Below are 26,943 nucleotides of genomic sequence, written 5' to 3' on the forward strand. Positions count from 1 at the left end.
TTTGCGAAGTAACCAATATACAGAAAGCAAAAAGGCACTCTCATGAGTGCCTTTTTTATTGACCGAAGCTAAATATTAAGAGCAGCAATCCCGGCGCCACCAGTTCTTCGGCAGCTTGGCCAGCAAGACTTTGAGCATCAAAATCGCCAGTATGATCCCCGAGGCATTTACCACCAGGGAAGGCAACAGATTATGCTGCTCGCCCACCTGAGGCATCACCTCGAAACCAAAGGTCGCCACCAGATAGTTCACCAAGACGCCCGCTACCAAGGCCACACCCAAGACGCCACCCAGGTAGCCATAGAGGGCGCGTTTACCCAGCTCCTTGGTTACCACCCCCAGGGTAGCGATATTAGTTGCCGGACCCGCCAGCATGAAGACCAGCACGGCACCTGGCGATACCCCCGCCAGCAGCAGACCTGCGGCAATCGGCGTCGATGCCGTAGCGCAGATATACATGGGCACAGAGATCAGCACCATCACCAACATGGCCAAGATGCCATCACCCCACTTGGCCATGAAATCTCCCGGCACATAGGTCTGTACCAGGGCCGCAAAGAAGAGGCCGATCAACAGCCAGACGGTAGTGTCACGCACCAGATCAGTCGCCGCATAGTGCAGGCCCTTACCCATGCGCGCCAACACAGAGGTGCCCTTAAGCTCGCTAGCGACATCTTTGATGGACTCGCAGCAACTCTCGCCCTGAGCATTCTGACTATCGCCCTTAGCACTCGAACAGCATGAGCTCGCCGACTTCACCTCTTGCTTACTGCTACAACATGAGCTGACCGGCTCAGGGGCCGCCTTACTGGCGCAGCATGAACCGCTCGCGGGATTCACAGACGTCGGAGCGGCCACTGGCTTAACCAAGGCTTCTTGCTTGAGAATGGCATCTGAGCTCACGAGGCGCATCATCATGGGCGAGGCATCCGTCGTCATACGCACAGGCGCACTCGGCTTGTCACCACAGCAACTCGATGACTCAGCCTTTTCGAGCGACTTTTGAGCTGGCTTACTGCTACAGCAACTGCTGCTCGCCTCAGCCTTGTCTGCCTCATCTCGTTTAGAACCGGCCGAATGAGCTACTTCGGCAGCCTTGGCTTCATCATCGTCACGTCCCACCAGCAGGCCGGCGACAATGGCGCTGGTGACCGCAGCTATGGGTCTGACAACCGCCATGAAGGGGCCAAGCAGCACGTAGGAGACGCTTACAGAGTCGATGCCTGTCTCAGGGGTGGACACCAAGAATGAGGTGGTGGCGGCCTTAGAGGCGCCCGAGCGGCGCAGGCCGACGGCGGCAGGGATCACCCCGCAGGAGCAGAGCGGCAAGGGCGCGCCTAACACAGCTGCCTTGATAGTGGTCTTGACCCCGTGACCGCCCAGCTGCTTCTGCATCCAGGTCATGGGCACAAACATCTTCAACATACCGGCAAGCACCAGACCCAGCAGCAGCCAGGGCGCGGAATCGAGAAAGAGATCGATAAAATTAGATAACAACATAGGTTAACCCTTTAGCTTACAACTGGTTTTATATTCGGTTTCGCCGTGATCATGGCTGTGGTTCTCACACTTCACCTCGACGTTAGACTCAAGCGCCTCCAGGATGGAGCAATGTTCGGCGCTCTCCGGCCCGCCACAACAGGCATCGGATAGCCGCTGCAGGGAGACGCGAAAATGATTCAGCTCGGCGATCTTCTCTTCCACATTGGCCAGCTTGATATCCACCATTCCCTTCACGTCGGCGCAGGCCCAGTTGGACTTGTCCAGATCGATAGATAACAGCTCGGTGATCTCAGACAGGGTGAAGCCCACCGCCTTTGCCCGCAGAATGAAGCGCAGACGCTCGGCGTCCTGTTCTGTGTAGAGGCGGTAACCCGAGTCGCTGCGCATCGACGGCGACAATAGGCCATGCTTCTCGTAAAAACGCAGGGTATCGGCCTTGACCTCACACTGTTTGGCTAACTCTCCAATACGAAACATCTTGCCTCCAGGGCGCCTTTTTCATTGCGATAGTGCCAGTATAAACCTTAGAGTTAAATCTAAGGTCAAGGGTTATTCTGCCGTAATTTACAATCTGTTGCTTGTTCGCCATGGCGTATTGTGAAATCGCACAGAAAAAAACAGCATGGCACACAGTTTTACGGTAAAATACGCGCGCCGCGATGGGGAGTCGACTATTTGAGGGGCTTTTGGAAAGCAATACGCTTATGGTTAGCAAGCACTAACTGTTCTGTTTTCCGAAAGATCCTTAAAATAACCACTGGACCCTGTACCTAAAATGAATAATGCCAGACCTATTCGTCGCGCGCTGTTAAGCGTTTCTGATAAAACCGGAATCCTGGAGTTTGCACAAGCCCTGCACGCTCAAGGTGTTGAACTGCTATCTACCGGCGGCACCGCCCGTCTGCTAGCAGACAACGGTGTGCCTGTCATTGAAGTCTCTGACTACACGGGCCATCCTGAGATCATGGACGGCCGCGTAAAGACCCTGCACCCTAAAGTGCACGGCGGCATCCTCGGCCGTCGCGGTATCGATGAGATAGTGATGGAACAGAACGCCATTAAGCCTATCGATCTGGTTGCCGTTAACCTCTACCCCTTTGCCGAGACTGTGGCCAAAGAAGGCTGCACCCTGGCCGACGCCGTGGAAAACATCGACATCGGCGGCCCAACCATGGTGCGCTCTACCGCGAAGAACCACAAAGACACCACCATTGTCGTTAACGCCAAAGACTATGATCGCGTGATCCAAGAGATGCAGGCCAACCAGGGTAGCACCACGCTGGAGACACGTTTCGATCTGGCTATCGCCGCCTTCGAACACACGGCCGCCTACGATGGCATGATCGCCAACTACTTCGGCACCATGGTACCGGCGCACAGCCAGGACGAGTGCCACCAGGATTCTAAGTTCCCACGCACCTACAACACTCAGTTGGTGAAGAAGCAAGATCTGCGTTACGGCGAGAACAGCCACCAGAGCGCCGCCTTCTATGTGGACCTCAACATCGACGAAGCCTCGGTTGCCAGCGCGACTCAGCTACAGGGTAAGGCACTGTCTTACAACAACATAGCCGATACCGATGCGGCGCTGGAATGCGTCAAAGAGTTCAGCGAGCCGGCCTGTGTTATCGTCAAGCACGCCAACCCTTGTGGCGTCGCCATCGGCAAGGATCTGCTCGAGGCCTACAACCGCGCCTACCAGACCGACCCAACCTCAGCCTTCGGCGGCATCATCGCCTTCAACGGTGAGCTGGATGCAGAGACCGCCAGCGCCATCGTCGAGCGTCAGTTTGTCGAGGTGATCATCGCACCTGTCGTTAGCCAGGCGGCACGCGACGTGGTGGCAGCCAAGGCCAACGTCCGTCTGCTGGAGTGTGGTCAATGGGCTAGCAAGACCCGCAGCCTGGACTACAAGCGCGTCAACGGCGGCCTGCTGATCCAAGACAGAGACCAAGGCATGGTCGAGATGAGCGACATCAAGGTAGTGACTAAGCGTCAGCCTACCGAAGCCGAGATGAAAGATCTCATGTTCTGCTGGAAGGTGGCCAAGTTCGTTAAGTCTAACGCCATCGTCTACGCCAAAGACAGCATGACAATCGGCGTGGGCGCCGGCCAGATGAGCCGCGTCTACAGCGCCAAGGTGGCCGGTATCAAGGCTGCCGATGAGAATCTGGAAGTCGTAGGTTCTGTCATGGCATCCGATGCCTTCTTCCCGTTCCGCGATGGCATCGACGCCGCGGCGGCCGCCGGTATCAGCTGCATCATCCAGCCGGGCGGTTCGATTCGCGATGAAGAGATCATCGCAGCCGCCGACGAGCATGGCATGGCCATGGTCTTCACCGGCATGCGTCACTTCCGTCATTAATTTGCTTTCGCGCCTGGGCCACAAGTCCGGGCGCCGTTTTAAGGATATAGCATGAACGTATTAGTAATAGGTAGCGGCGGACGCGAACACGCCCTGGCCTGGAAGGCCGCTAAGTCACCCCTGGTCGAGAAAGTCTTCGTGGCGCCGGGCAACGCCGGCACAGCGCTGGAGCCTAAGCTTGAGAACGTTTCGATTGCCGTCGAAGCCATCTCTGAGCTGGTAAGCTTCGCCAAGGAGCAGGCGATCGAACTGACTATCGTCGGCCCGGAAGTGCCGCTGTCATTGGGCGTGGTCGATGCCTTCAACGAAGCTAAGCTACCTATCTTCGGTCCAACCCAAGGTGCGGCGCAGCTAGAGTCTTCTAAGGCGTTCACCAAGGACTTCCTGGCCCGTCACAACATTCCGACGGCGGCCTACTCGAACTTCACCGAGATCGAGCCTGCCAAGGCTTACGTTACCGAAGTCACCGCCAACACTGGCTTCCCCATCGTCATCAAGGCCGACGGCCTGGCGGCGGGTAAAGGGGTGATCATCGCTCAAGATCAGGCCGAAGCCGATGCGGCTATCGAAGATATGCTGGCCGGTAACAAGTTTGGCGAGGCCGGTTCTCGCGTGGTGATCGAAGAGTTCCTGAAAGGCGAAGAAGCCAGCTTCATCGTCATGGTCGATGGCACAAATATTCTGGCTATGGCCAGCAGCCAGGACCATAAGGCCAGAGACAATGGCGACAACGGCCCAAACACGGGCGGCATGGGCGCCTACTCTCCGGCGCCAGTGGTGACACAAGCGGTTCACGACTGGACTGTTGAAAACGTCATTCGTCCAACCGTAGATGGCATGGCTGCTGAAGGTAATGTCTACACAGGTTTCCTCTACGCCGGTCTGATGATTGCGCCAGATGGCAGCGCCAAGGTACTGGAATACAACTGCCGCTTCGGCGACCCTGAGACCCAGCCTATCATGATGCGTCTTCAGTCAGATCTGGTCGAGCTCTGCCTGGCCGCCACCCGTGGCGAGCTGGACAAGGTGACCGCCGAGTTCGACAGCCGCGCCGCTGTAGGCGTGGTGATGGCTGCCGGTGGCTACCCAGATACCTATCGCAAGCACGATGTGATCGAGGGACTCAGCCTAGGCAGCGATGATGCCAAGGTGTTCCACGCGGGCACCAGCATGAAGGATGGCCATGTGGTCACCAATGGCGGCCGCGTCTTGTGTGCCACCGCCCTGGGCCAAGATGTGACTAAGGCGCAGCAGCGTGCCTATCAACTGGTCAATGAGATCCACTGGGATGACGTCTATTTCCGTACCGATATCGCCTATCGCGCCATCGCCCGGGAAAACGAGCAGGCCTAATACCCATAAAGGGATATTCATGGAAAGTTGAGATCTACATCACGCTCAGTTTTCATGCAATAAAATCGCATAAAAGCACCTATACCCCATAAGAGTATTAGGTGCTTTTTTATACAACTCAATAAGTTAACTGCGAATCCTGAATCATGTATTAAAAATAGCCTGAATACATTATTTCCATACAATAAAAACCACAATATTAGCATAATTCAATATTTTACCCTCATATTGCAGCAGAATATTCACATCTGTATACTCGCCGCCTCTGTTTTTTAAGCTGGAGGCTTAATGAGATACTTCATCCTGTTGTTCACCCTATTACTCACCGCTTGTGGCGGAGGCGACTCGGACAGTCCTGCACCGCAAGCCGAAAAACAAGCGCACCCTGGCATTCAGGTTCAGGAACTGGTGCAAACCTATGCGCCAGATCAGCGCCTCACCCCGGCCATCACGGGCAAGTTAGGCAGCATCAGCTATCAATTGGTTAACGGCGCCCCAGCCGATGTGGTCAAGATCTCTGCCGACAAGCAGTATCTCGCTATCCTCAATGCCGGCACCACAGAACTGATCGCCACAGATAGCGGCAACAGCCAGACCAAGCCGGTCAGCCAACGTTTTAGCATCAGCATCAATAAGGCACCTCGCACGCCGCTACTGACTAACGATATCAGCCAGGGCTATGTCGCCGGCGCCCAGCTCTCTCCTAGCATCAGCGGTGTCAAAGGCAGCCTCAGCCTGATGCTGGCCGAGGATCAGCCCGCAAACGTGGTGACAGTCGACGCCCAGGGTAAGATCACTGTGCTAGGCAGCGGCAGCGTGAAGCTGCTAGCCAAAGATGATGGCGGTCGTAACTTCCAGGCCGACTCACGCGAGTTTCAAATCAACATCTCGCCTGCCGAGACCGCCTACGCCACTTATCAGGATATCGCAGGCAAGCCACTGATCTTTGGCGGTAAGCTACTGCCCGTCTACAGCGGCACGCCCACCACAGAGGCTCACTACCAGCTGGTTGCTGGCGCCAATACTCAGGTAGTTCAGGTGCATCCCACCACAGGGGCAATGAACATACTTGGCGCCGGTGAGACCCAGGTTGAGGTGCAGCAAGTCGCGCCGGCCAACCATACTCAGGTTCCAGTTCAACGCTTTAGCATTCAGGTCGACAAGGCGCAGAACCTAGCGTTCAAGGCAAGCGATGTCACCACACGTTTCGACGCCGATAAGACGGCGAGCTTCGATGTCACCGGCGTCCAGGGTAAGCTGCACTACGCCATTAAGGCGGGCGCGGCCGAGGATGTCATCAGTATCACAGATGCCGAGCTGGGTGAGTTTAGCTTCCAGGGCGTCGGCGAGACAGAAGTCGAGGTAACCGACGCCGGTAACCACAACTACCTGAGCGCGACTCGCGCCTTCAAGGTCAAGGTCGAGGCCATGATCGCCAGCTCTCTGCAGGCTATCGATATCGATACTCAATATCAGGCCAATCAAAGCCTGACGCCGCAAGTTGTCGGTGCCAAGGGCAAGCTGAGCTATAGCCTGACCGCCAGCAGTGCCACCGATGTGGTCACACTGGACAGCAAAACCGGCCAGATGCAGGTGTTGAAGCCTGGCACGGTAGCGGTCATCGTTAAAGATGATGGCGGCGAGCTGTGGACGGCGCAATCGCAGCAGTTCACTGTCACCATCACCAAACAGGATAACAGCCTGTTCGTGGTGGAAAATAGCCGTGTGGACTTTGCCGCAAACGCAACCTTCGTCCCTCAACCCAGTAATAATCAGGGCCAGGTCAGCTACCAGGTTGACAATGGCGGTGACGGCGTCTTCAACCAGGATCCCGATACCAAGGCGATCACTATCATCGGCGCAGGCCGAGGCTGGATCACCGCAACAGATGCAGGCAATGACTTCTATCATCCCGCCAGCAGCCGTTTCTTCGTCGATGTGGCGCCGCTATACGGTAGTCTGCAAATATCGTCCGTCCGTAGCCAATATGCGCCGGGCAAGGTGCTCACTATTCCCATGTCGGGCGTCGTCGGCAGCCTGAGTCTGAAGCTACATAGCGGTCAGAGTGATGTGGTCGGTGTCGACCTAGCCAACAAGACCCTGACGGTTAAGAACGCGGGCAGCGTCACCTACATAGTGACAGACAGCGGCGATGCCGGTCATCTATCGCAGAAGGCCGAGCTAAATGTAGTGATCGACAAGGGAGCCGAAAACCCTGAACTGGCACTCTCAAGCGAGTTGATCAGCGCGGTATACAGTGCTGGCACCAAGCTCAAGGCTCCAGGTGTCAGCGGTCGCGGTGTCGACAGTCAGCTCAGCTACTATGCAGATCTTTCGTCCAGCAAGGTGGTTAGCCTGAACGAGACGACAGGCGAGATGACGGTGCTGGCGGCTGGCACGGCTAAGGTCACGGTTATCGAGCAGAGCCGTAACTACGAGCGCACCCGGCGCGACTTTAACGTCAGCGTGGCCAAGGCGGCTCACCCCGGCCTCAGCCTGGATGAGATCACTCAATCAGTGGTCTACTACCCGGACCGCAAGGTGTTACCGCCAGAGTTTACCAACGCCTTTGGTAACCTCACCTATGCCTTCGGCCTACAGGTATCACCCGAGTATGCCGAGCTCACCTCGACGGGCGAACTCACCCTGCATGCCTATCCACGTTCTGGCGATAACGACTACTTCGACATCATAGTCACCGACGATGGCGGCAACAATTATCAGAGCACCAGCCTGAACTACAAGCTGTTCCTCAAGGATATCGAGCCAGGCCTTGGCGAAGAAGCCAGCCTGACCTTCGATGGCAGCGAGCTGCAGCTAGTCTCTCCGGCAGAGGTTGCCGCGGGCGATGTATCCTACTTCACCGCCATCGGTGGACGCGGTGACGCCATCAGCAAGGATGACGACGATGAACTGAGTGGTGGCTATACCACTATGCTGACACAGGTGTGTACCGACCCGGACAATTACAAGGGCTGCACCTTTATCACCCTGAGGCTGCAAAACACCAGCCTGTGTAGTGACGGCAGTCGAGTCGCCTATCCGCTGGCTTCCAGCAGTCGCTACACCTGCCCAGGCCTGAGCCAGCCGGTCAGCTCCGAGGTCAGCATCAGCATGCATAGCGACGATCCTTACAACGCCTGGTTCGTTAATCCAGGACGTTTTAAGACCCTCAAGCCGATTGTGGTGACTCATTTTGCCAAGCCATATCGCAGCGGCGACATGGTCGAGGCGGGTGACATTCAGGCCAGAGCCTGGTGGCTGATCAACCTGGATATCACCAAGGAATAAGCTCGACTTTACTCCTTACACAAAAAGCCCAGTTTAGACTGGGCTTTTTATTGCTCTTCTGCTTTTACCTGAGACATTAGGAGCTAGGACAGTCCTTAGCGAATCTAATCAATGCCCTGAGGCGATCGCCTTGCGGGCGATCTTATCGATCAGGCCTGGAGCGATAAGCTTAAACCAGCGGCCTAGGCGGCCACGCGTCGAGGTAATAAGCAGTCGCTTACGCCCGGCGATGGCCGGCAGCATCATCTGGGCGCACTGCTCGGCGGTGATGATCTTAGCCTCCTGCATCGGACTCTTACCGAGGGGATTCCCCTGGCCATCCAGGGCGCGCTTATGGATCTCTGACACCACGAAATCGGGACAGATATGGGTGACGGCCACATCATGTTCCACCAGCTCGATGCGCAGCGAGTCGAAGAAACCCATCACCGCATGCTTGGAGGCGCTGTAACCGCTGCGGGTAGGCACACCGGTGAGTCCTGCCACCGAGGCCACCACCACAATCTGACCACGACTGGCCTTGAGGTGCGGCAGGGCAAAATGGGTCAGCATGGCCGGGGCCAGATAGTTAACCTGCATCACACGTTCGAGAATGGAGAGGTCTTCGAGCTCATCGAAGCGCGACCACATGGTCATGCCGGCATTGTTGACCAAAATATCCAGGCGGTCGAAATGGGCCACACAGGCATCGATGAGGCCTTGGCAGGCAGCGGCGTCGGTGACATCGGCGGGGATCACTAAGGGCGGCACGCTGGCGATGGACGAGAGCTCCTGCTGCAGGGAGTGCAGTCGCCCCTGACTGCGGGCGGTGAGCACCAGGCGACATCCCAGGGGCGCCATCGCCTTGGCCAGGGCTCGGCCAATTCCCTCTGAGGCACCCGTGATGATAACGACCTTGTCGGCTAAAGTTTGCATCGAAAACCTAAGGTGTGAATGGATGGATAAGCCACAAATTCACACACTTAAGCCCAAAGTACAAGCCTTAAAACGGGTCGATTATGCAGTTAGGCCATCAGCCGATGCACATTGTCGGTCGGCGCGGTGAGGTATTGATCCAGGCTCTTGGGACGACCGATGGCATAGCCCTGGGCATAGTTGATGCCGATCGACTTGAGGCGCTCGATGATCTCCTGGTTCTCCACGAACTCAGCCACCGTCTCTATGCCCATCACGCGGCAGACGTCGTGTATCGATTTGACGATGGCGTAGTCCTTGGCATTGCTGGCCAGGGACTTGATGAAGCAGCCATCGATCTTCACATAGTTCACCGGCAGCTCCCGCAGGTAACCATAAGAAGCAAACCCGGTACCGAAGTCGTCCAGGGCGAAGGAGAAGCCCTGCTTCTTCAGCTGATTGAGCATCTCCATCGCCCGGTTACGATTCTGAATCGCACTGGTCTCGGTGATCTCGAAACAGATGCACTGACTTGGGATGGCGAAACGCTCCAACTGAGCGATGATATAGTCCACCATGCCCTCGGCCCCCAGGCTGTTGGCCGAGAGGTTGATCGACAGGCAGTGATCCGCCCACAGCTCCTCATGCAGAGAGAGCCAGAGGAAGGTCTTACGTATCACCTCTTTATCCACATCTGTCATCAGCTTGAAGCGTTCGGCCGCGGCGATAAACTGCGCCGGCGCCAGGATACGCCCACAGGGTTCCTGGATCCTCAACAAAACCTCCATGCGCTGCTTGCCCTGAGGCCCCAACGCCTTGATGGGCTGATAGTAGAGCAGCAGCTCGTTGTGTTCGATCGCCTGGGCGATACGCACCGCCCATTTGGGGGCATTGCGCTGATAGGTGAGTTCCTTGTCCTTATCATCATAAAAATGCACCTGATTGCTGCCCTTGCGCTTGGCGGCGATACAGGCGATATCGGCATCTTTGAGTAGCTCCAGCGCATTGATATAAGGTGCCCTGGCCAATGCCACCCCGGCGCTGATCCCCACATGATAATGGCAGCCGTGATGCTCCATTACCTGTTTGCCGACGGCATTGATGATCTGTTTCACCTGCTGAGCCAGTGGCACCACACCTAAGTCTTTCAGCGCCAGGCCAAACTCGTCGCCGCCCAGGCGGGCCAGCAAGCCCTGCCCCTCCAGGCTGGCCTGAATCGCCTTGGCCACCATCTTCAACATGGCATCGCCGGCGTTGTGGCCGCAAGAGTCGTTGATCAGCTTAAACTGCTCCAGGTCGAAATAGCAGATAGCCAGAGTCTGGGCGTCTTCGGCAAAGGCCTGTAATCGCTCCTCGAAGGCGCAGCGATTGAGTAGGCCGGTAACATTATCGAAGTTTGCCCTGCGTCTGAGCTGATGCTTGAGCAGCTCCTCTTGGGTAATGTCCCGCAGCACGATCACTGTGCCGATGATCTTGTTGTTCGGCCCCTTGAGGTTACTGATGCTACGCTCCATCAGCCTGGGCGTATGGCTGGTAAACTTGACCTTGCTCAGCATGGGCGTCGGCGTGCCGCTCGCCATGAAGGCAAATAGCGACTGATTCAGCTCGGGCTCGCTGCGAAACACCTTATCCAGGTTCATCCCCACAGCAGATTCGGCCTTCACCTTGAGCAGCCGCTCCGCCTGAGGATTGAGATAGATCACCTTGGCCCAGCTGTCGGTGAGGATCACCGCCTCGGCTATCGCCTCCAGGGTGATCTTGGAGCGCTCCTTCTGCTGGAAGATTCGCGCCAGCAGGCTGTTGACCTGCTCGGAGATCACCATAAATTCTGAGGTGCCCTTGGCCCGGATCGGTTGATAGGTCTTCGCCGTCGGATCCACCCGCGAGAGCTGACGCAATAACTGCTTGAGGGGATCGACCACCCCATGGCGCAGCCAGAGGTAGCCCAGCAACAACAGCAACAGGCTGATGCCACCGATGAGATAGACCAGGGTCGCCGGACCGCTCTGCACCAGGCTGTCTCTCTGTGTCAGCTCGATATCTAAAAGCAGCGAATGGTCACCGAGCAGGCTTGGCACCTCCAGAGTCACCCGCTGTGGCGATGTCTGCGCCAGCAGGCTCGGCGTGGTGGTCGCGAGCCTCAGTCCCGCCAGCGACGAATAAGCCTGATAGTGTTCGAATAATTGATTGTCGACCCGGCGCACCATCAGCAGACGCCTGTTGTCAGACAGAGGGATCACGCAGGCAAGAAAGCCCTGCTTGCCCTGGAGCAGAAAACCGGTGCGAACGCCATCCAGGTTCAGGAGTTCGGGCCAGAGCGCATCGAGATCCAAAGCCAGGGTTTCCGGGCTGGGCTCTGCAAAAGCGCGAATGCCATCGTCCTCTACGCCGTAGAGGCTGACATGGGCAGACAGGGCCATGGCATGCCAGGTCGCCGACAGGGTCTGGCGCTGGTCGGCAGGCAAGAGCGCCATGGGCACGCCGTAGAGCTGGGCCAACATCTCAAACTGCCCCAGATCTTCCTCGAGATGGTGGGCGATATTCTGCTGAGCACGCTGACTCATCTCCTGGCGAAGATCGCTCAGGCGCAGTTCATACCAGGCGTTTAACCCATAGGAGATGGCCATGATGGCGGGCAGGCAGAAGCCGGCCACAAAAACCACAATTTTCTTGCTAATGCGCATCTTGTCTCTGAGCCATCCTATCGGTGTCGCGTTTTGGGGCTAAGTTCGAATCGGCGAGGAAAATACCCTATTTGCCCTAGGGTTTAAACCGCCGGGCGACTGCCCGTTGCAAAACTAGCCAATAGCCTGCCTGCGGCGAACGGCCGCTGCATTGACTTAGCGCAGGAATTGACGATTGAACGGTAATTCTAAGGACAAATTGGGAGCCAGTTCACCGCCAAACGTCAGTTGTGAAGCTTTTGTGATAATTTGGCGATACTTAAGTGAACTCCGAACGCCATGCTTGAAGCTAGGAATCGATCATGTCAATCAGGAGAACACCCATGACCCTACGCAAAATCAGCGCCGGCCTATTGTTAGCCGGTTTAGTCGCCACCCCAATTAGCGCTGCCGAACTCACCATCAGCATCAGCAACCTCACCCATGGCAATCACTTCACCCCAGTCCTCATCGCCGCCCATGATGCTCAGATGCATCTGTTCCAGGCAGGCGAACCTGCCACCAGCGCACTGCAGAAGATGGCCGAAGGAGGTGATATCGCCGATCTCGCGGCCATGGTAGACGGCGCCAGTGGCGTCACCCTGTCTAACCCGGCCGGCGGCCTAATGGCACCGGGGCAGAATGTCACCAGCATTAGCTTTGACTCCCAGGCGATGACTCATCTGTCCCTGGTCGCCATGATACTGCCCACCAACGACGCCTTCATCGGCCTGGACGGCTGGGAGATCCCATCCACGCCCGGTACCTATACCCTGAACCTCAACGCCTATGATGCCGGTACCGAGGCTAACGATGAGGTGATCAATGGCGGCGGCATGCCAGGCGTGCCGGGGATCCCTGCGGCGCCGGGCAGCGATGGCGGCAGCAATGCTAGCGGCGTGGCCGACACCAGTCCCAACGACAAGGTGCATATCCACCCCGGCATTCTGGGTGACACAGACCCTGCTGGCGGCATGAGCGATCTCGACAGTCGGGTCCACCGCTGGCTCAACCCGGTCGCCCGCGTTACCATCACAGTTAAGTAGGAGGCCATGATGAAACTGCAACAGCGCAAGAATGGCCTCCCCTTAACGGCGGCGGCACTCACTGTAGGGTTGATGCTCAGCGCCTGCTCAGACAACGACCATGATACGAATATGCCAGAGCCACCGGCACCACCCGTGGAGCGTAGCTTTACCCTGACGGTGACCAACCTGACGGCGAATCAACCTATGTCGCCCCTGGCCCTGCTGGCAACCTCCAACGGCTATCATGCCTGGCAAAACGGCGAGCCCGCCAGCCTGGCGCTGGAGCAGCTGGCCGAGGGCGGCGATCAGTCGGGATATAACGCCGAGATGGACGGCATCGATATGGTCGTTAGCGGCGCCGGCATACTCCCTCCTGGGGCGAGTGAAAGCCTGACCCTGACCCAAACCGAGGCGGCAACTGCCTCCCTGTCACTACTGACCATGCTGGTCAACACCAACGACGCCTTCAGCGGCCTTAACGCCATTGATATCAGTCAGATGGCAATGGATGAAACCCAGAGCTTCTACACGCCCGCCTATGATGCCGGCACGGAGGCCAACAGCGAAATCAAGGGAAGCATCCCTGGGCCGGCGGATGGCGGTGAAGGCTTTAATGCGGCCCGCGATGATGTGGATCGTGTGCATCTACATCCTGGGGTGATCAGCCAGGACGATGGCCTGAGCGACTCTGTGCTCAAAGCCAGTCATAGGTTCGACAACCCTGTGCTCAAGGTAACCATTCAGCGCACTCGCTAGTCAGCCAGATTACCTGACCAGCTTAATTTAGCATCGACGAAATAAATTCCTTCTGGGCTGGGTCTACTGGATGTAGGCCAACTAGAGGGAGTTTGTTATGTCTGTGATAAACGGTGACTGGACGCTAGGTGAAGGGCGTCGCATCTTGCTGGTCGAGGATGAGCCAGACCTCGCCCGCCTGATCCGTCTCAACCTGGAATCTCTGCAACATGAGGTGACCCAGGTCAACACTTTGAACCAAGCCAGGCAACAGCTGCGCAGCAAGTGTTTCGATCTCCTGCTGCTGGATCGCATGCTGAGCGACGGCGATGGCCTGACCCTGTGCCAGCAGCTGCGTCAGGAGGGCAAGAGCCTGCCCTGCATGATGATCACCGCCAGAGACAGCGAGGCAGATATCGTCCTCGGCCTGGAGTCAGGCGCCGACGACTATCTGGTCAAACCCTTCAGCGTGTTGGAACTCAGGGCCAGGGTCAAGGCGCTGCTCAGACGCTCCGCTCAGCAGGCAGCCGACCAGTATGCCCTCACCTTCGACGAGCTGGTGATCGACAGCAAGACGCGTGAGGTCACCGCCGCCAATCAGCCCCTGGCTCTCACCGCCAGGGAGTTCGATCTCCTCTACTACCTGGCCCAACACCCACGTCAGGTATTCAGCCGCATGCAGCTGCTGGAAGCCGTGTGGGGATACTCCTATGCGGGTTACGAACACACGGTCAACAGCCACATCAATCGCCTCAGGGCCAAGCTGGCCTGCTGTCCCAGCAGCAACGAGCTGGTGCAGACGGTATGGGGCGTGGGCTATAAGTTCGCCCCACCGGCGGCGCACTAGCCATGGTCAACAGCCTGTTTGGTCGCATCCTGCTGCTTACCAGCGCCTGTGTCTTGCTGCTGTTTCTCGGCTTCTGGCAGTGGTCTAGCCTGAGTCAGCAACACAGCCAGCGGCTGGTGCAACAGTCCCTGCACAGGGAACTGGCGACCCACATGGCCGAGATCAACCCGCTGTTGTCACAGGGAATCGCCTCGGACGCCGCCCTCAAGGAGGCCTTTCACGACCTCATGTTGCTGGGGCCCAGCTTCGAGATCTACACCTTAGACACTCAAGGCAAGGTGGTCGCCTTCGACGCCAGGGAGGAGCAGATCAAGACCCACAGGGTGGACATCACCAAGATTCATTCCTTCCTCAAGGGGAATACCCTGCCAATCCTGGGCACAGATCCCAGGAGTGATGGCCAGCAGAAGATCTTCTCCGCCAGCCCACTTACAGGCCCAAATGGTACCCTCAGCGGCTACCTCTATGTGATCATAGGCGGCGAAGCCTTCGATAGTTGGCAGTCACTCATCCAGGCCAAAGATCTGCCGGAGCGCTGGGGCGTCGCCCTGGGTGGCTGGGCACTGTTTACCCTGATCTTGTTTGCCCTGCTGCTGCGCTACCTGACCCGGCCCCTCAATCGCCTCACCCAGGCCCTGGGCGAGCTGGAACACAAACCCATAGATCAGCCCCTCGCCCTGCCCCTGGCGCCGAGCCGCAGCCAGGAGATGGCCCAGCTCAATGGGCAGATCAATCGTCTGCTAGAAGAGGTAGCCCAGAAGCAGCGACAGGTCACGGCGCAGCAGGCTGCCAAGCAGGAGTTCCTGCTGCACCTGTCACACGATCTCAAGACGCCGCTCACCACCTTGCTGGGATACTTAGATACCTGGCTGCTGAGCCCGGCCGATGCGCGCGACGACAGCCTGCTGCAGTACGCGGCCGCCTCGGGGCAGAAGCTACAGCAGCTGCTGGCGCAGATGCTCGAGTTGGCGGCGCTGGAGAACGGTCAGATCAAGGCGAACATGCGCCGCGTCTCGCTGCAGTCGATTCTCGATGAACTCAACCAGACCTTCACCCCCAAGGCTAAGCGGGCCGAGGTCAGCCTCCGCCTAGGCCAGGGTGAGAGTGAGGGCGAGAGTGAGTTCCTCTATACGGATCCTCAGCTCATGAGCCGGGTGCTCAACAACCTGCTGGACAACGCCCTACGCCACACACCGCCAGGCGGTGAGATAGCCGTCTATCCCCAGACGCTGGCCTCGGGATCTTATCTGGTGATTCAAGACTCGGGCAGCGGCATGCAACCAGAAGCCATTGCCGCCCTGCAACATACTCCTAGCCCAAGCCAACCCGAGCTCTACTATTGCCGGGGCGAAACGCTGCCGCAGCTAGGCGTCGGCCTGGCGATCGTCAGGCAGCTATTGGCCAGACTCGGCTGTCGTATCGAGGTGCAGAGTGCAACCGATCGGGGCAGCCGATTCATGATCGCACTGCCCCGATATCGATGAGGTGGGGTTTATTGCGGGGAGATCACCAGATGGCGGCGGAGGAAGGGGTACGCCAGGCTAGCCAGCGAGGCGAGGAGGCAGGCCCACATGACCACCACCAATGCGGCAACCATATATTGGCCCAGAATAGTGTCTGCGTTAGCAACATAGATATGGTGAATCCCATTAAGCAGACCGAAGAAGGCTGCGAAACATATCACACTGATTACTATAAACTTTTTCATATCGAAATCCTTGTTTTCCCTGACTGAATTCAGGTTAGCAGATGCTCTCCGATAATACACATTGGTTACTATTCGAATTTTTAATAGGTCTAGAGGGAAGGATTAACAGGGATTCACGGGCAAAAAAATAGCCAGTCGAGTTGCCCCGACTGGCTAGCTTTCAAGCTTAATGCCACTTACTTGTGGTATTGCGCCGACAGTTCGTGAACTGACTTGATGAAGGCGCCGGCATGCTCTGGATCCACATGTTGGTGAATACCATGACCCAGGTTGAATACATGGCCCGAACCTTCGCCGTAACCGGCCAAGATCTGACGCACTTCTTCGTGGATGCGCTCAGGTGAAGCGTAAAGCATAGAAGGATCCATGTTACCCTGAAGGGCAACCTTGTGACCCACGCGGCGACGAGCGTCGGCAATGTCCACTGTCCAGTCCAGACCCAGTGCATCACAGCCAGTCTCGGCCATCGCCTCTAGCCATAGTCCGCCACCCTTAGTGAACAGAGTCACAGGCACCTGACGACCATCGGCATGACGGGTCAGACCGTCGACGATCTTCTGCATGTAGCGCAGCGAGAACTCGCGGTAGGCGGTGTGAGACAGGGCGCCGCCCCATGAGTCGAAAATCATCAGTGACTGGGCACCGTTGGCCACCTGTGCATTCAGGTACAGGGTCACGGCATCGGCCAGCTTGTCTAGCAACATGTGCAGCGCCGCAGGCTCGGCATAGGCCATCTTCTTGATCTTCTCGAAAGTCTTGCTCGAACCGCCCTCGACCATGTAGGTCGCCAGTGTCCAAGGTGAACCAGAGAAACCGATCAGCGGCACTTCGCCTTTCAACTCACGGCGAATGGTGCTAACGGCCTTCATCACATAACCAAGCTCATCTTCTGGATCCGGCACTGCCAGCTTCTTGATGGCATCAAGCGTATCGGTTGGACGCTCGAAACGAGGACCCTCACCGGTTTCGAAATAGAGACCCAGGCCCATGGCATCTGGCACGGTCAAAATATCAGAGAATAAGATCGCAGCATCGAGATCGTAACGACGAAGTGGTTGCAACGTCACCTCACAGGCCAACTCGGCATTGCGGCACAGTGACATGAAGTCGCCGGCTTGTGCGCGGGTTGCTTTGTATTCAGGAAGGTAACGACCCGCCTGACGCATCATCCACACAGGAGTCACATCAACAGGCTGTTTTAGTAAGGCACGTAAATAACGATCATTTTTTAGTTCTGCCATAAGGCTCTATTCCTACGCTTATTGATTTTCGCTGGGACAGTAGTTTAGCATTTACGCGAGTAAAGTAACCTCCATCGGCGCATTTATGTGACAAACGCCGCTTGATTATTTTTTTACCCCCTCACGCTTCCACTCAAGGTTTGGCCTAGGGCGCAATTTGCTCGCCTCAGCCCTCAATTCGTTAGAAAAAAGTTGCACCCCCTCTTTGCCTTTGGTATAAAAAGTCTGCGCTAGCAAGAACAATCAAGAAGCTCGTCGCATCGAGCCCGCAAAAACTTTACTCGCCCAGCGATAGATTTCTATCGCTGGGCATTTTATTTCTGCCCCTCTCACCGACAACGCCTCCGTCATTTTGTATACAAAACAAGCAGATTCGACCAGCTGAAAGATCGCCCGGATCGACTAAAAAATGGTTGATCAAAGCGGTATTTCTCACCTACATTAGAAGTCATAGAATAACTTGCGATGGGGACCATCATGCTAAAGCAATTGGAACGGGCCGAACAGAAATGGGGTGGCGCCAATACACTGATTGATCAATGGCTAAACCACCGTCGTAAGCTGCTGATTAACTACTGCCAAATCGCCGGGCTGCCGCCCTACGAGGCGATAGACAAGTCGCTTCCCGCCTTCAAGTCGGTGAAAGAGTTCTGCGATCTTCTGGTGGATTATGTGTCCGAAGGACACTTCGAGGTCTATGACCGCGTGGTTACCGCCTGCGAGAAAAACGGCGAATCCAGCCAGGCCTTGGCGCAGACCATAGTGCCTAAGATCAGCGAAACCACAGATATGGCCCTGGACTTCAACGACAAGTACACCAGTGCCAGCGACGACAAGATCCTCTATCAGCTGGACAAAGATCTCTCCTCACTCGGCGATGCCATGGAGACACGTTTCCAACTGGAAGATCAGCTACTGGAAGTGCTACACAGTAAATACTCGGCATAAACGACGAAGAGCAAGCGCCTAAACGCACTTTCCCTATCGCTGACATACAATAGCGCAGACATAAAAAAGGCCAGCTAATCAGCTGGCCTTTTCGCGTTATCAATTCCGATTACACGGCAGACTGGAAGATCACTTCGCCCGCTTTTTGTGTGTATGAATCGATCTGGTCGAAGTTCAGGTAACGGTAAGTATCGGCTGCAGTGGCATCGATCTCTTTGGCGTACTCTTGATACTCTTCAACGCTTGGCAGACGACCCAACAGCGCGGCAACCGCGGCCAGCTCGGCAGACGCCAGGTAGACGTTTGCGCCGGTACCCAGACGGTTCGGGAAGTTACGGGTAGAGGTAGATACTACCGTCGCGCCCTCGGCAACACGTGCCTGGTTACCCATACACAGAGAACAACCAGGGATCTCGATGCGCGCACCGACACGACCGAAGATGGCGTAGTAACCCTCTTCTGTCAGTTGATCGCGGTCCATCTTAGTTGGTGGCGCGATCCACAAACGGGTTGGTAGCGTCTTGGCGAACTTGTCTAGCATCTTACCGGTTGCACGGAAGTGGCCGATGTTGGTCATACAAGAACCAACGAACACCTCGTCGATCTGGGTGTCTTTCACCTGAGACAGGAGCACGGCATCATCTGGATCGTTTGGTGCACACAGGATAGGCTCTTTGATCTCGTTCAGATCGATCTCGATCACTTCGGCGTATTCTGCATCAGCATCGGCAGCCATCAGCTCTGGGTTAGCCAACCACTCTTCCATCGCGGCGATACGACGCTCGATAGTGCGACGGTCACCGTAACCTTCGGCGATCATCCACTTCAACATCACTATGTTAGAGTTGAGGTATTCGATGATAGGCTCTTTGTCCAGCTTGATAGTACAACCGGCAGCACTGCGCTCGGCAGAGGCATCAGACAGTTCGAATGCCTGCTCAACCTTCAGCTTCTCCAGACCTTCGATCTCCAGGATACGACCAGAGAAGGCGTTGATCTTGCCTTTCTTCTCAACAGTCAGCAGACCCATTTCGATCGCCTTATGCGGAATCGCATGTACCAGGTCACGTAGTGTGATACCAGGCTGCATTTCGCCCTTGAAGCGAACCAAGATAGACTCAGGCATATCCAGTGGCATCACACCGGTCGCAGCGGCGAAAGCCACCAGACCAGAACCCGCTGGGAAAGAGATACCGATTGGGAAACGAGTATGCGAGTCACCACCCGTACCTACGGTATCAGGCAGCAGCATACGGTTTAACCAAGAGTGGATAACACCGTCACCAGGACGCAGCGATACACCGCCACGGTTCATGATGAAGTCAGGTAGCGTATGATGAGTGTTCACGTCAACTGGCTTAGGATAAGCGGCAGTGTGACAGAATGACTGCATGGTCAGGTCGGCGCTGAAGCCAAGACATGCCAAGTCTTTCAACTCGTCACGTGTCATAGGACCTGTGGTGTCTTGTGAACCCACAGAAGTCATCTTAGGCTCGCAGTATTGGCCAGGACGCACACCGGCTACGCCGCATGCCTTACCCACCATCTTCTGTGCCAAGGTGTAACCCTTACCAGAATCGGCCACATCTTGTGGACGTACGAACACGTCAGAGGCTGGTAGACCTAGGGTCTCACGAGCGCGATCAGTCAGACCACGACCGATGATCAGCGGAATACGGCCACCGGCACGTACTTCGTCAAGCAGCACGTCAGTCTTGAGCTTGAACTCAGAGATCACTTCGTCGCTGCCGTGTAGCTTAACCACGCCTTCGTATGGGTAGATGTCGATCACATCGCCCATGTTCATCTTGCTTACGTCTAGCTCGATTGGCAGTGCACCGGCATCTTCCATGGTGTTGAAGAAGATAGGCGCGATCTTGCCACCTAGACAGAAACCACCGGCACGCTTGTTAGGTACGAATGGGATATCGTCGCCCATGAACCAAAGTACAGAGTTGGTCGCAGACTTACGTGAAGAACCTGTACCCACAACGTCGCCTACATAAACCAGTGGATGACCCTTCTGTTTCAGGGCTTCGATCTCATTAATTGGGCCTTTCACGCCCGCTTCGTCAGGTACTATGCCGTCGCGCGCGTTTTTCAGCATCGCCAGGGCGTGCAGTGGGATATCTGGACGAGACCAGGCATCAGGAGCTGGTGACAGATCGTCTGTGTTGGTTTCACCTGTCACCTTGAATACGGTCAGGGTAACCTTGTCGGCCAGCTTAGGACGGCTGAGGAACCACTCGGCGTTCGCCCAAGACTCAACCACTTGCTTAGCGTGAGCGTTGCCCGCTTGCATCTTCTCAACCACATCGTGGTAGGCATCGAACATCAGCAGGGTGTTTGACAGTGCCTTAACCGCCAATGGTGCCTGAACGTCATTGTCGAGTTGCGCGATCAGCGGCTCGATGTTGTAACCGCCCTGCATGGTACCCAGTAGCTCAACGGCGCGCGCCGCAGACAGGATAGGAGATGTTGCCTCACCTTTGGCAACCGCGTCGAGGAAACCGGCTTTCACATAGGCCGCTTCGTCAACACCTGGTGGAATTCTGTTTTCCAGCAGGTCGAGGATGAACTCCTCTTCACCCGCAGGTGGATTCTTAACTAATTCGATTAATTCGGCCACTTGATGGGCATCTAGTGGCTTAGGGACTACGCCCTCTGCAGCACGTTCTGCGACGTGTTTACGATATGCTTCTAGCACGGCAACATTCCTCTTTGTTTGGCGTTCTAACAGCGAAACTGCACGTCTTCAATTCTGAAGCTCACAGTCAAGCAGGCTCAACCCGTATTTCCGGCCGCATTATACTACAGCTTTGCAAAAGTATGAATCAGATCACACTCTTAGAAGTGAGAAATTACCGGGATTTCCTAGGGTGCCCAGCAAATTAGCGCAGCCCTGAAACAAATGAAATTAGACAATAGTTTGAATAACAAGTTAAGTATTTGAAATGTAATAAATTTCAAAGGCAACACAAATTCATTCCAAACGCATAAACCCGGCTCTCTCCTGAGAAAAAATTGCGCAAAAAATTTGCCTGGAGGCTCGTAAATACCCGAAGAATCCGCATAATATTCCACTTTCTCAATTAATATGAAGCAGCAAGAGCCATAACCATGAGCCAAATAAATTTAGCGGCGGTCATCTTCGATATGGATGGCGTGCTTATCGATTCCGAGCCGAGTTGGCAGGCCGCCGAATACAAGGTGCTGAGCCAGCTGGGGCTACCCATCAGCCTCAGCGATACCGAGCAGACCACAGGGCTGCGCATCGACCAGGTAGTCGAGTACTGGTATCGACGCCACCCTTGGAAAGGCTATGACAATGCGGCGACCGCCGAGGCGATAGTCACGCAAGTGGCCGGAGAGATCCTGAGTCACGGCGAGGTGATGTCCGGCGTTAAGGAGGCGCTCGAGGCTTGCAAACAGAGGGGACTCAAGCTTGGCCTGGCCACCTCATCGCCGACGCTTTTGATCGATGCCGTGATGCAGAAGCTGGCAATCAGAGAGCTGTTCGACGCCATCGTGAGCGCCGAGGCGCTGGCCCTTGGCAAACCCCACCCAGAGGTGTACCTCAACTGCGCCAAGGCCCTAGGCGTGACGCCTTCGCAATGCCTGGCGGTAGAAGACTCCTTCAACGGCCTGATCGCCGCGAGGGCCGCCAACATGCACACTGTGGTGATCCCGGCGCCCCATGAGGCGAGCCAGGCCAGATGGGCCGCCGCCCACCAGCAGCTCACCAGCCTCAAGGAGTTTGCCGACTACCTGGCACAATGCGCCGCTAAATAGCTGTAAATAGAGGGATTCAGACAATAAAAAGCCCATCCTAGGATGGGCTTTCGTTTGTTTAGATTGTACTTTTGTTAAAATCTGGGATTACCAGATCTTCACGCGATCTTCTTCGCTCAGGTACATCTTGTCGCCGGCCTTAACATCGAACGCCTCGTAGAAGGCTGGGATGTTACGCGGCGTACCCATGGCACGGAAGTGGCTTGGTGAGTGCGGATCGGTCAGTAGACGACGTCCCAGCTCTTCGTCGCGATAGTTACGACGCCATACCTGTGACCAGCCGATGAACAGACGCTGCTCGCCGGTCAGGCCATCGATCACTGGCGCTTCTTTACCGTTTAGGCTCAGCTGATAAGAGCGCGCTGCCACGGTCAGACCACCCAGGTCACCGATGTTCTCACCCAGTGTGAGGTCGCCATTAACAAACTTACCTGGCAGGGCTTCATAGCCAGAGTATTGAGCGCTGAGCTGAGCACCGCGCTTCTTGAACTCTTCTCTGTCTTTGTCAGACCACCAGTCTCTCAGGTTGCCGTCACCGTCATACTTGGCGCCCTGGTCATCGAAACCATGGCTGATCTCGTGGCCGATCACAGCGCCGATGCCACCATAGTTGATCGCATCGTCGGCATCCATGTTGAAGAACGGCGGCTGCAGAATCGCGGCCGGGAAGACGATCTCATTCATCACAGGACTGTAGTAAGCGTTAACCGTCTGCGGCGTCATGTGCCACTCGGTGCGATCGATTGGCTTACCTAGCTTGTCCAGCATGGTCTTGTATTCGAAGTGAGCGTAACGCAGATAGTTACCCACGAGATCATCGGCCTTGATACTCAGATCTGTGTAGTCTTTCCACTTGTCTGGGTAGCCGATCTTGTAGTTGAACTTAGACAGCTTCTCTTGCGCCGCCACCTTAGTCTCAGGTGTCATCCACTCGAGCTCGTTGATGCTGACCTCAAAGCCCTTGATCAGGTTATGGATCATCTTCTCCATGCGCGCCTTGGCTTCTGGCTTAAAGTGACGCTTAACGTACTCTTGACCCACCAGCTCACCGATCACCTGATCCGCAGCATCTACCGCTTTTTTCCAGCGCGGCTTCTGCTCTTCGATGCCCATCAGCGTCTTGCTGTGGAAGGCAAAGTGCAGATCGACCATCTGCTTGTTCAGCAGCTCGGCGGAGCTGTCCACCAGGTGGAACATCAAGTAGTCTTGCCACTGCTCGACGCTGAACTGGTTAAATTGCTTGCCAAACTTCTCGAAGAAAGAGGGCTGACGCACGATCACCTCGGTAACCTTGTTCATGTCGGCGCCGTTAGCAAACTGTGAATAATCGAAGTTGCTGACTGTCTTCTGCAGACCAGCGATATCCATCTTGTTGTAGCTCTTGTTGGCGTCACGTGACTCGGTGCGCGTCCACTGGCTCTCGGCCAGGAAGCGCTCGATCTCGGCCACGTTGTTCGCGGCGCGCTCGGCATTCGCGTAACCGGCAGCAGCCAACAGATCCGTCACATAGCTCTGCAGCGCGGCGCGGTTAGCCACGAACTTAGCATCGTCTTTCAGGTAGTAGTCGCGATCCGGCAGGGTCAAACCAGACTGGTAGAAGTAGACGCCATACTGGGTCGACTTCTTGGCATCGTTGTTCACATAGAAGCCCAGTGGCATCTGCACGCCAGAGACCAGCAGCTTACCCATCTGGTTGGCAACGTCTTGATGGCTCTTGAGGCCGGCGATCTCAGCCATAGGCGCCTTAATCGGCGTCACACCCAGCTGCTCGACCAGGTCGGTATTCATGTAACTGGCGTAGAAGTCACCCACCTTCTGCTCGTTAGAGCCTTCGGCCTTATTTGGCATGGCGGCCACTTCGTCGATGATCTCTTTCAGGGCATTCTGGCTCTGCTCATACAGCACAGAGAAGGCGCCGTAGTTAGACTTGTCGGCAGGGATCGGCGTGTTCGCCAACCAGTGACCGTTAACGCTGTAATAGAAATCGTCCTGATGACGCACCTGAGTGTCGAAGTTTTCCTTCTCAACGCCCGACACCTTTGTCGCTTGTACACTCTCTACCTGAGTGGTGTCATGGCTACCACAGGCGCCTAGGCCCAAGCCCAACGCCACGGCTAATGCCAAATGACTGACTTTTTTCATCTCGAATTCCCCGGTTTTTACGCTTTATTGTTTATCTTCAGGTTGGTTAAACCATTGCGAATGACACACTAACACCCCAGCCTGCTCGACTGTAGGGCGATTTTGTAACTTTGTATGACGCCTTAACCTGCCTACCAGTTTTTACCCAGGAAGAGGAAGACGGTATTTTCGCCATCATCTGTCCAGCCATAACCAATAGCCGCCGGTCCTATGGCGGTATCTGTCCCCAGATAGAGGCTGCCACCATAGATGAGATCATTCAGGCTGACGCTGTCGCGGATCGACCAGACGTTACCCGCCTCGAGACTGGCCCCCAGATAGAGGGGATAGTCAGTCATGCCCAGCACGTCCCGGCCCAAATCGTATTGATAGATAAAGGCGCCGAACACCTTATGGGGCCCGACCAAGGCATTTCTGTGGTAGCCCGACAGGTTGAGGAAGCCGCCTAATTCTGAGACGTTGACGCTGAAGCCACGCTCCTTATCTACTGTCGCCAGCGAGGCCTTACCCACGAAGGCATGATTGCCGACACTCAGGGCGCCGCGCCAATCGGCCGTGATCTGGAATGAGGTATCGGACGGATCTTCCCCAAAAATTTCGGGCGAGTGCTCACGGCGATAGTACATGTTGACCGTGACGCGGTTACCCGAAGTCGGGAAGCTAATGCTGTCCAGGTCATCGAAGCCAAATTTCAGATAGGCGCCGTAGGAGCTAAAATCGGCACGGCCATCTAGAATGGCATTCTCTAGGTAGCCGGTGTCGCCCACCAGACCCAGTTCCACCAGCCCTTCCTTGACGTAGTTGAAGCCAATGCCCATCTCCGCGTGATACTTGACCTGATTGAGCTCCAAGAAAAAGTTGTTGCCCTCATACAGGGTCCAGTCTTTCTTCTCATAGCCCACCTCGGCGCGAGTGAAATAGTTCTGGTCGGAATCCAGCGGCACATACAGCTCAGAGGAGAGCAGCTTCTCGTAGCCCAGACGCAGCTCGTTGCGCCACTCGCCGCCATAGGCGGTGATATCTGTCATGGTATAGGCCAGATCCAGCGCAACCGCCGTATGCAAGGCAAGATCGTCTTCCCAGCTGAAGCCGAGCTGGAAATAGTTAGGCCCCCAGGACTTGGCCCGGGTCTGCAATATCAGTATCCGCCCCTCTTCGGTATCGACAAACTCGGCATTGACCCGCTCGAATTTATCCAAGGCGTAGACACTGTTGATCCCCTTCTCCAGCTTCGCCTTATCGACCACCTCACCCGGCTCTATGCCCAGGGTCTCTGCCAGCAGCTTCTCGCTCACCTTAGAGTTGTTGTCGAAACGTATGGCAACCACGGGGCGCGACAGGTTGTAGAGCCAGCCGATACTGGCTGCATCCTTGTGGGCCTGGTAGGCGGTGTATTGCTCGGGAGTCACGGCCAGTTGCTTGAGTCTGCCCAGCTGCTCAGTGACGGCCACCTCGCCCAAGCGATAGGCCTCGGGCATGATGGCAAAGTCTGTGGTGCTGAGCTCGCCCACCTCGGGGCGGATCAAAATATCTTGCTCCGTCAGCAGCTGTTTCTGCCGCTCGGTACTGGCATTGGTCAGCATGGTCGACAGCTGATTGAGTACCGCCACCGTGCTCTCCAGCTGATCCCGCTTCACCAATGAGGAGCCGATATCCACGGCGATGACGATGTCGGCGCCCATGGCCTTGACCACATCCACAGGCATGTTGTTGGCGATACCGCCATCGACAATAATGCGTCCCTTATACTGGGCCGCCTGCAGCGCGCCAGGAACCGTAGCCGAGGCCTGCATGGCATCCACCAGGCTGCCGCTGTCGATCACCACGGCGCCGCTGGTCTCAAGATCGGTCGCCACGGCGCGATAGGGAATCGGCAGTTCATCGAAGTGTTCGAACTTGTGTACCAGATCCGTGGAGTGTTGCAGCAAGATAGACATAGACTGGCCGCGCAGCAGACCGTTAGGCACCTTCACCTCTTTGTCGCTGTAGCCGATATTGATAGGGATATTGAACCTGTCCCGCTGCTGCTTGCCGCGATAGCTGAGGGCGGCGCGGGGAATGGTATCCGAATAGCCGGCGTTCCAGTTGGAACCCATCATGATCTCTTCAATCTCTTCGGCGCTATAGCCCAGAGCATACATGCCGCCCACATAGGCGCCTATGCTGGTCCCGGCAATGTAGTCGACGGGAATATGCTCCGCCTCCAGTGCCTTAAGCACGGCGATATGGGCCGCCCCCTTGGCACCGCCACCGCTAAGCGCCAGACCTATCTTGGGGCGTTCTTCGCTCAGGGCTGGGGCTGAGAGGCTCGCCAGCAGCAAAGAGAATAGAAAAGGTTTCATCATCGGCGGTGCTTCTTCCTTTGAAAAGAGGGACAAGATATTCTAGCAAACCTTTTAAAAAACAAGAAAGTTTGCACTATCACGCGATGAA

The 26,943-nt window shown here is 56.1% G+C and carries 18 protein-coding genes; 9 read left to right on the top strand and 9 right to left on the bottom strand.

The genetic code is table 11. The features are described from left to right. Window positions 1–75: 75 nt before the first annotated feature. The gene (locus SHEW_RS17635) at window positions 76–1,500 is read right to left on the bottom strand and encodes an SO_0444 family Cu/Zn efflux transporter (RefSeq protein ID WP_011867206.1); all 1,425 of its coding nucleotides are present in this window, start codon (window positions 1,498–1,500) and stop codon (window positions 76–78) included. A 3-nt stretch (window positions 1,501–1,503) separates the two neighbouring features. Then, on the bottom strand, window positions 1,504–1,980 hold the full coding sequence (gene zntR, locus SHEW_RS17640; RefSeq protein ID WP_011867207.1) for a Zn(2+)-responsive transcriptional regulator: 477 nt from the start codon (window positions 1,978–1,980) through the stop codon (window positions 1,504–1,506). 298 nt (window positions 1,981–2,278) lie between these two features. Between zntR and purH the strand changes: the two genes are divergently transcribed. The 3 genes from purH (at window position 2,279) to SHEW_RS17655 (ending at window position 8,512) form a co-directional block, all read left to right on the top strand. Continuing rightward, entirely contained in the window at window positions 2,279–3,868 is a 1,590-nt protein-coding gene (gene purH, locus SHEW_RS17645; protein ID WP_011867208.1) for a bifunctional phosphoribosylaminoimidazolecarboxamide formyltransferase/IMP cyclohydrolase, read from the top strand. A 51-nt stretch (window positions 3,869–3,919) separates the two neighbouring features. Further along, a complete protein-coding gene (purD, locus tag SHEW_RS17650; protein WP_011867209.1) occupies window positions 3,920–5,221 on the top strand; it encodes a phosphoribosylamine--glycine ligase in 1,302 nt (433 codons plus the stop codon). Window positions 5,222–5,509: 288 nt separating this feature from the next. Then, window positions 5,510–8,512 (top strand): hypothetical protein, encoded by a 3,003-nt coding sequence (locus tag SHEW_RS17655; RefSeq protein WP_011867210.1) that lies wholly within the window; start codon window positions 5,510–5,512, stop codon window positions 8,510–8,512. A 108-nt stretch (window positions 8,513–8,620) separates the two neighbouring features. Here the strand turns inward: SHEW_RS17655 and SHEW_RS17660 are convergent, their stop codons facing one another. Together SHEW_RS17660 and SHEW_RS17665 are read right to left on the bottom strand one after the other, a co-directional pair. Further along, window positions 8,621–9,427 (bottom strand): SDR family oxidoreductase, encoded by an 807-nt coding sequence (locus SHEW_RS17660; protein WP_011867211.1) that lies wholly within the window; start codon window positions 9,425–9,427, stop codon window positions 8,621–8,623. A gap of 89 nt (window positions 9,428–9,516) precedes the next feature. After that, window positions 9,517–12,090: a sensor domain-containing protein gene (locus tag SHEW_RS17665; protein WP_011867212.1), complete on the bottom strand. Its 2,574-nt coding sequence runs from the start codon at window positions 12,088–12,090 to the stop codon at window positions 9,517–9,519. Window positions 12,091–12,413: 323 nt separating this feature from the next. On the opposite strand from SHEW_RS17665, the gene SHEW_RS17670 reads away from it, so the two are divergent. The 4 genes from SHEW_RS17670 (at window position 12,414) to SHEW_RS17685 (ending at window position 16,163) form a co-directional block, all read left to right on the top strand. After that, a complete protein-coding gene (locus tag SHEW_RS17670) occupies window positions 12,414–13,115 on the top strand; it encodes a spondin domain-containing protein (protein ID WP_041406750.1) in 702 nt (233 codons plus the stop codon). A 9-nt stretch (window positions 13,116–13,124) separates the two neighbouring features. Continuing rightward, window positions 13,125–13,853, top strand: coding sequence for a spondin domain-containing protein (locus SHEW_RS17675; protein ID WP_011867214.1), 729 nt, complete (start codon window positions 13,125–13,127; stop codon window positions 13,851–13,853). Between the two features lie 97 nt (window positions 13,854–13,950). Beyond that, window positions 13,951–14,679: a response regulator transcription factor gene (locus SHEW_RS17680; RefSeq protein WP_011867215.1), complete on the top strand. Its 729-nt coding sequence runs from the start codon at window positions 13,951–13,953 to the stop codon at window positions 14,677–14,679. Between the two features lie 2 nt (window positions 14,680–14,681). Then, a complete protein-coding gene (locus tag SHEW_RS17685; RefSeq protein WP_011867216.1) occupies window positions 14,682–16,163 on the top strand; it encodes a sensor histidine kinase in 1,482 nt (493 codons plus the stop codon). An 8-nt stretch (window positions 16,164–16,171) separates the two neighbouring features. On the opposite strand, the gene SHEW_RS17690 is transcribed toward SHEW_RS17685, so the two are convergent. Continuing rightward, window positions 16,172–16,387, bottom strand: coding sequence for a hypothetical protein (locus SHEW_RS17690; protein ID WP_041406752.1), 216 nt, complete (start codon window positions 16,385–16,387; stop codon window positions 16,172–16,174). 176 nt (window positions 16,388–16,563) lie between these two features. Continuing rightward, a complete protein-coding gene (hemE, locus tag SHEW_RS17695; RefSeq protein ID WP_011867218.1) occupies window positions 16,564–17,628 on the bottom strand; it encodes a uroporphyrinogen decarboxylase in 1,065 nt (354 codons plus the stop codon). Between the two features lie 477 nt (window positions 17,629–18,105). On the opposite strand from hemE, the gene SHEW_RS17700 reads away from it, so the two are divergent. Next, the gene (locus SHEW_RS17700) at window positions 18,106–18,576 is read left to right on the top strand and encodes an Rsd/AlgQ family anti-sigma factor (protein WP_011867219.1); all 471 of its coding nucleotides are present in this window, start codon (window positions 18,106–18,108) and stop codon (window positions 18,574–18,576) included. Window positions 18,577–18,685: 109 nt separating this feature from the next. Here the strand turns inward: SHEW_RS17700 and acnB are convergent, their stop codons facing one another. After that, window positions 18,686–21,283 (bottom strand): bifunctional aconitate hydratase 2/2-methylisocitrate dehydratase, encoded by a 2,598-nt coding sequence (gene acnB, locus SHEW_RS17705; RefSeq protein ID WP_011867220.1) that lies wholly within the window; start codon window positions 21,281–21,283, stop codon window positions 18,686–18,688. 413 nt (window positions 21,284–21,696) lie between these two features. Between acnB and hxpB the strand changes: the two genes are divergently transcribed. Further along, a complete protein-coding gene (gene hxpB / locus SHEW_RS17710; RefSeq protein ID WP_011867221.1) occupies window positions 21,697–22,368 on the top strand; it encodes a hexitol phosphatase HxpB in 672 nt (223 codons plus the stop codon). A gap of 87 nt (window positions 22,369–22,455) precedes the next feature. On the opposite strand, the gene SHEW_RS17715 is transcribed toward hxpB, so the two are convergent. Both SHEW_RS17715 and SHEW_RS17720 read right to left on the bottom strand, forming a co-directional pair. Beyond that, window positions 22,456–24,510 (bottom strand): M13 family metallopeptidase, encoded by a 2,055-nt coding sequence (locus SHEW_RS17715; RefSeq protein ID WP_011867222.1) that lies wholly within the window; start codon window positions 24,508–24,510, stop codon window positions 22,456–22,458. A 131-nt stretch (window positions 24,511–24,641) separates the two neighbouring features. Further along, window positions 24,642–26,855 carry a patatin-like phospholipase family protein gene (locus SHEW_RS17720; protein WP_011867223.1) on the bottom strand — a complete coding sequence of 738 codons (2,214 nt, stop codon included), beginning with the start codon at window positions 26,853–26,855 and terminating at the stop codon, window positions 24,642–24,644. Window positions 26,856–26,943 lie beyond the last annotated feature (88 nt).

It is taken from the genome of Shewanella loihica PV-4 (assembly GCF_000016065.1).
GTDB classification, from domain to species: Bacteria; Pseudomonadota; Gammaproteobacteria; order Enterobacterales; family Shewanellaceae; genus Shewanella; species Shewanella loihica.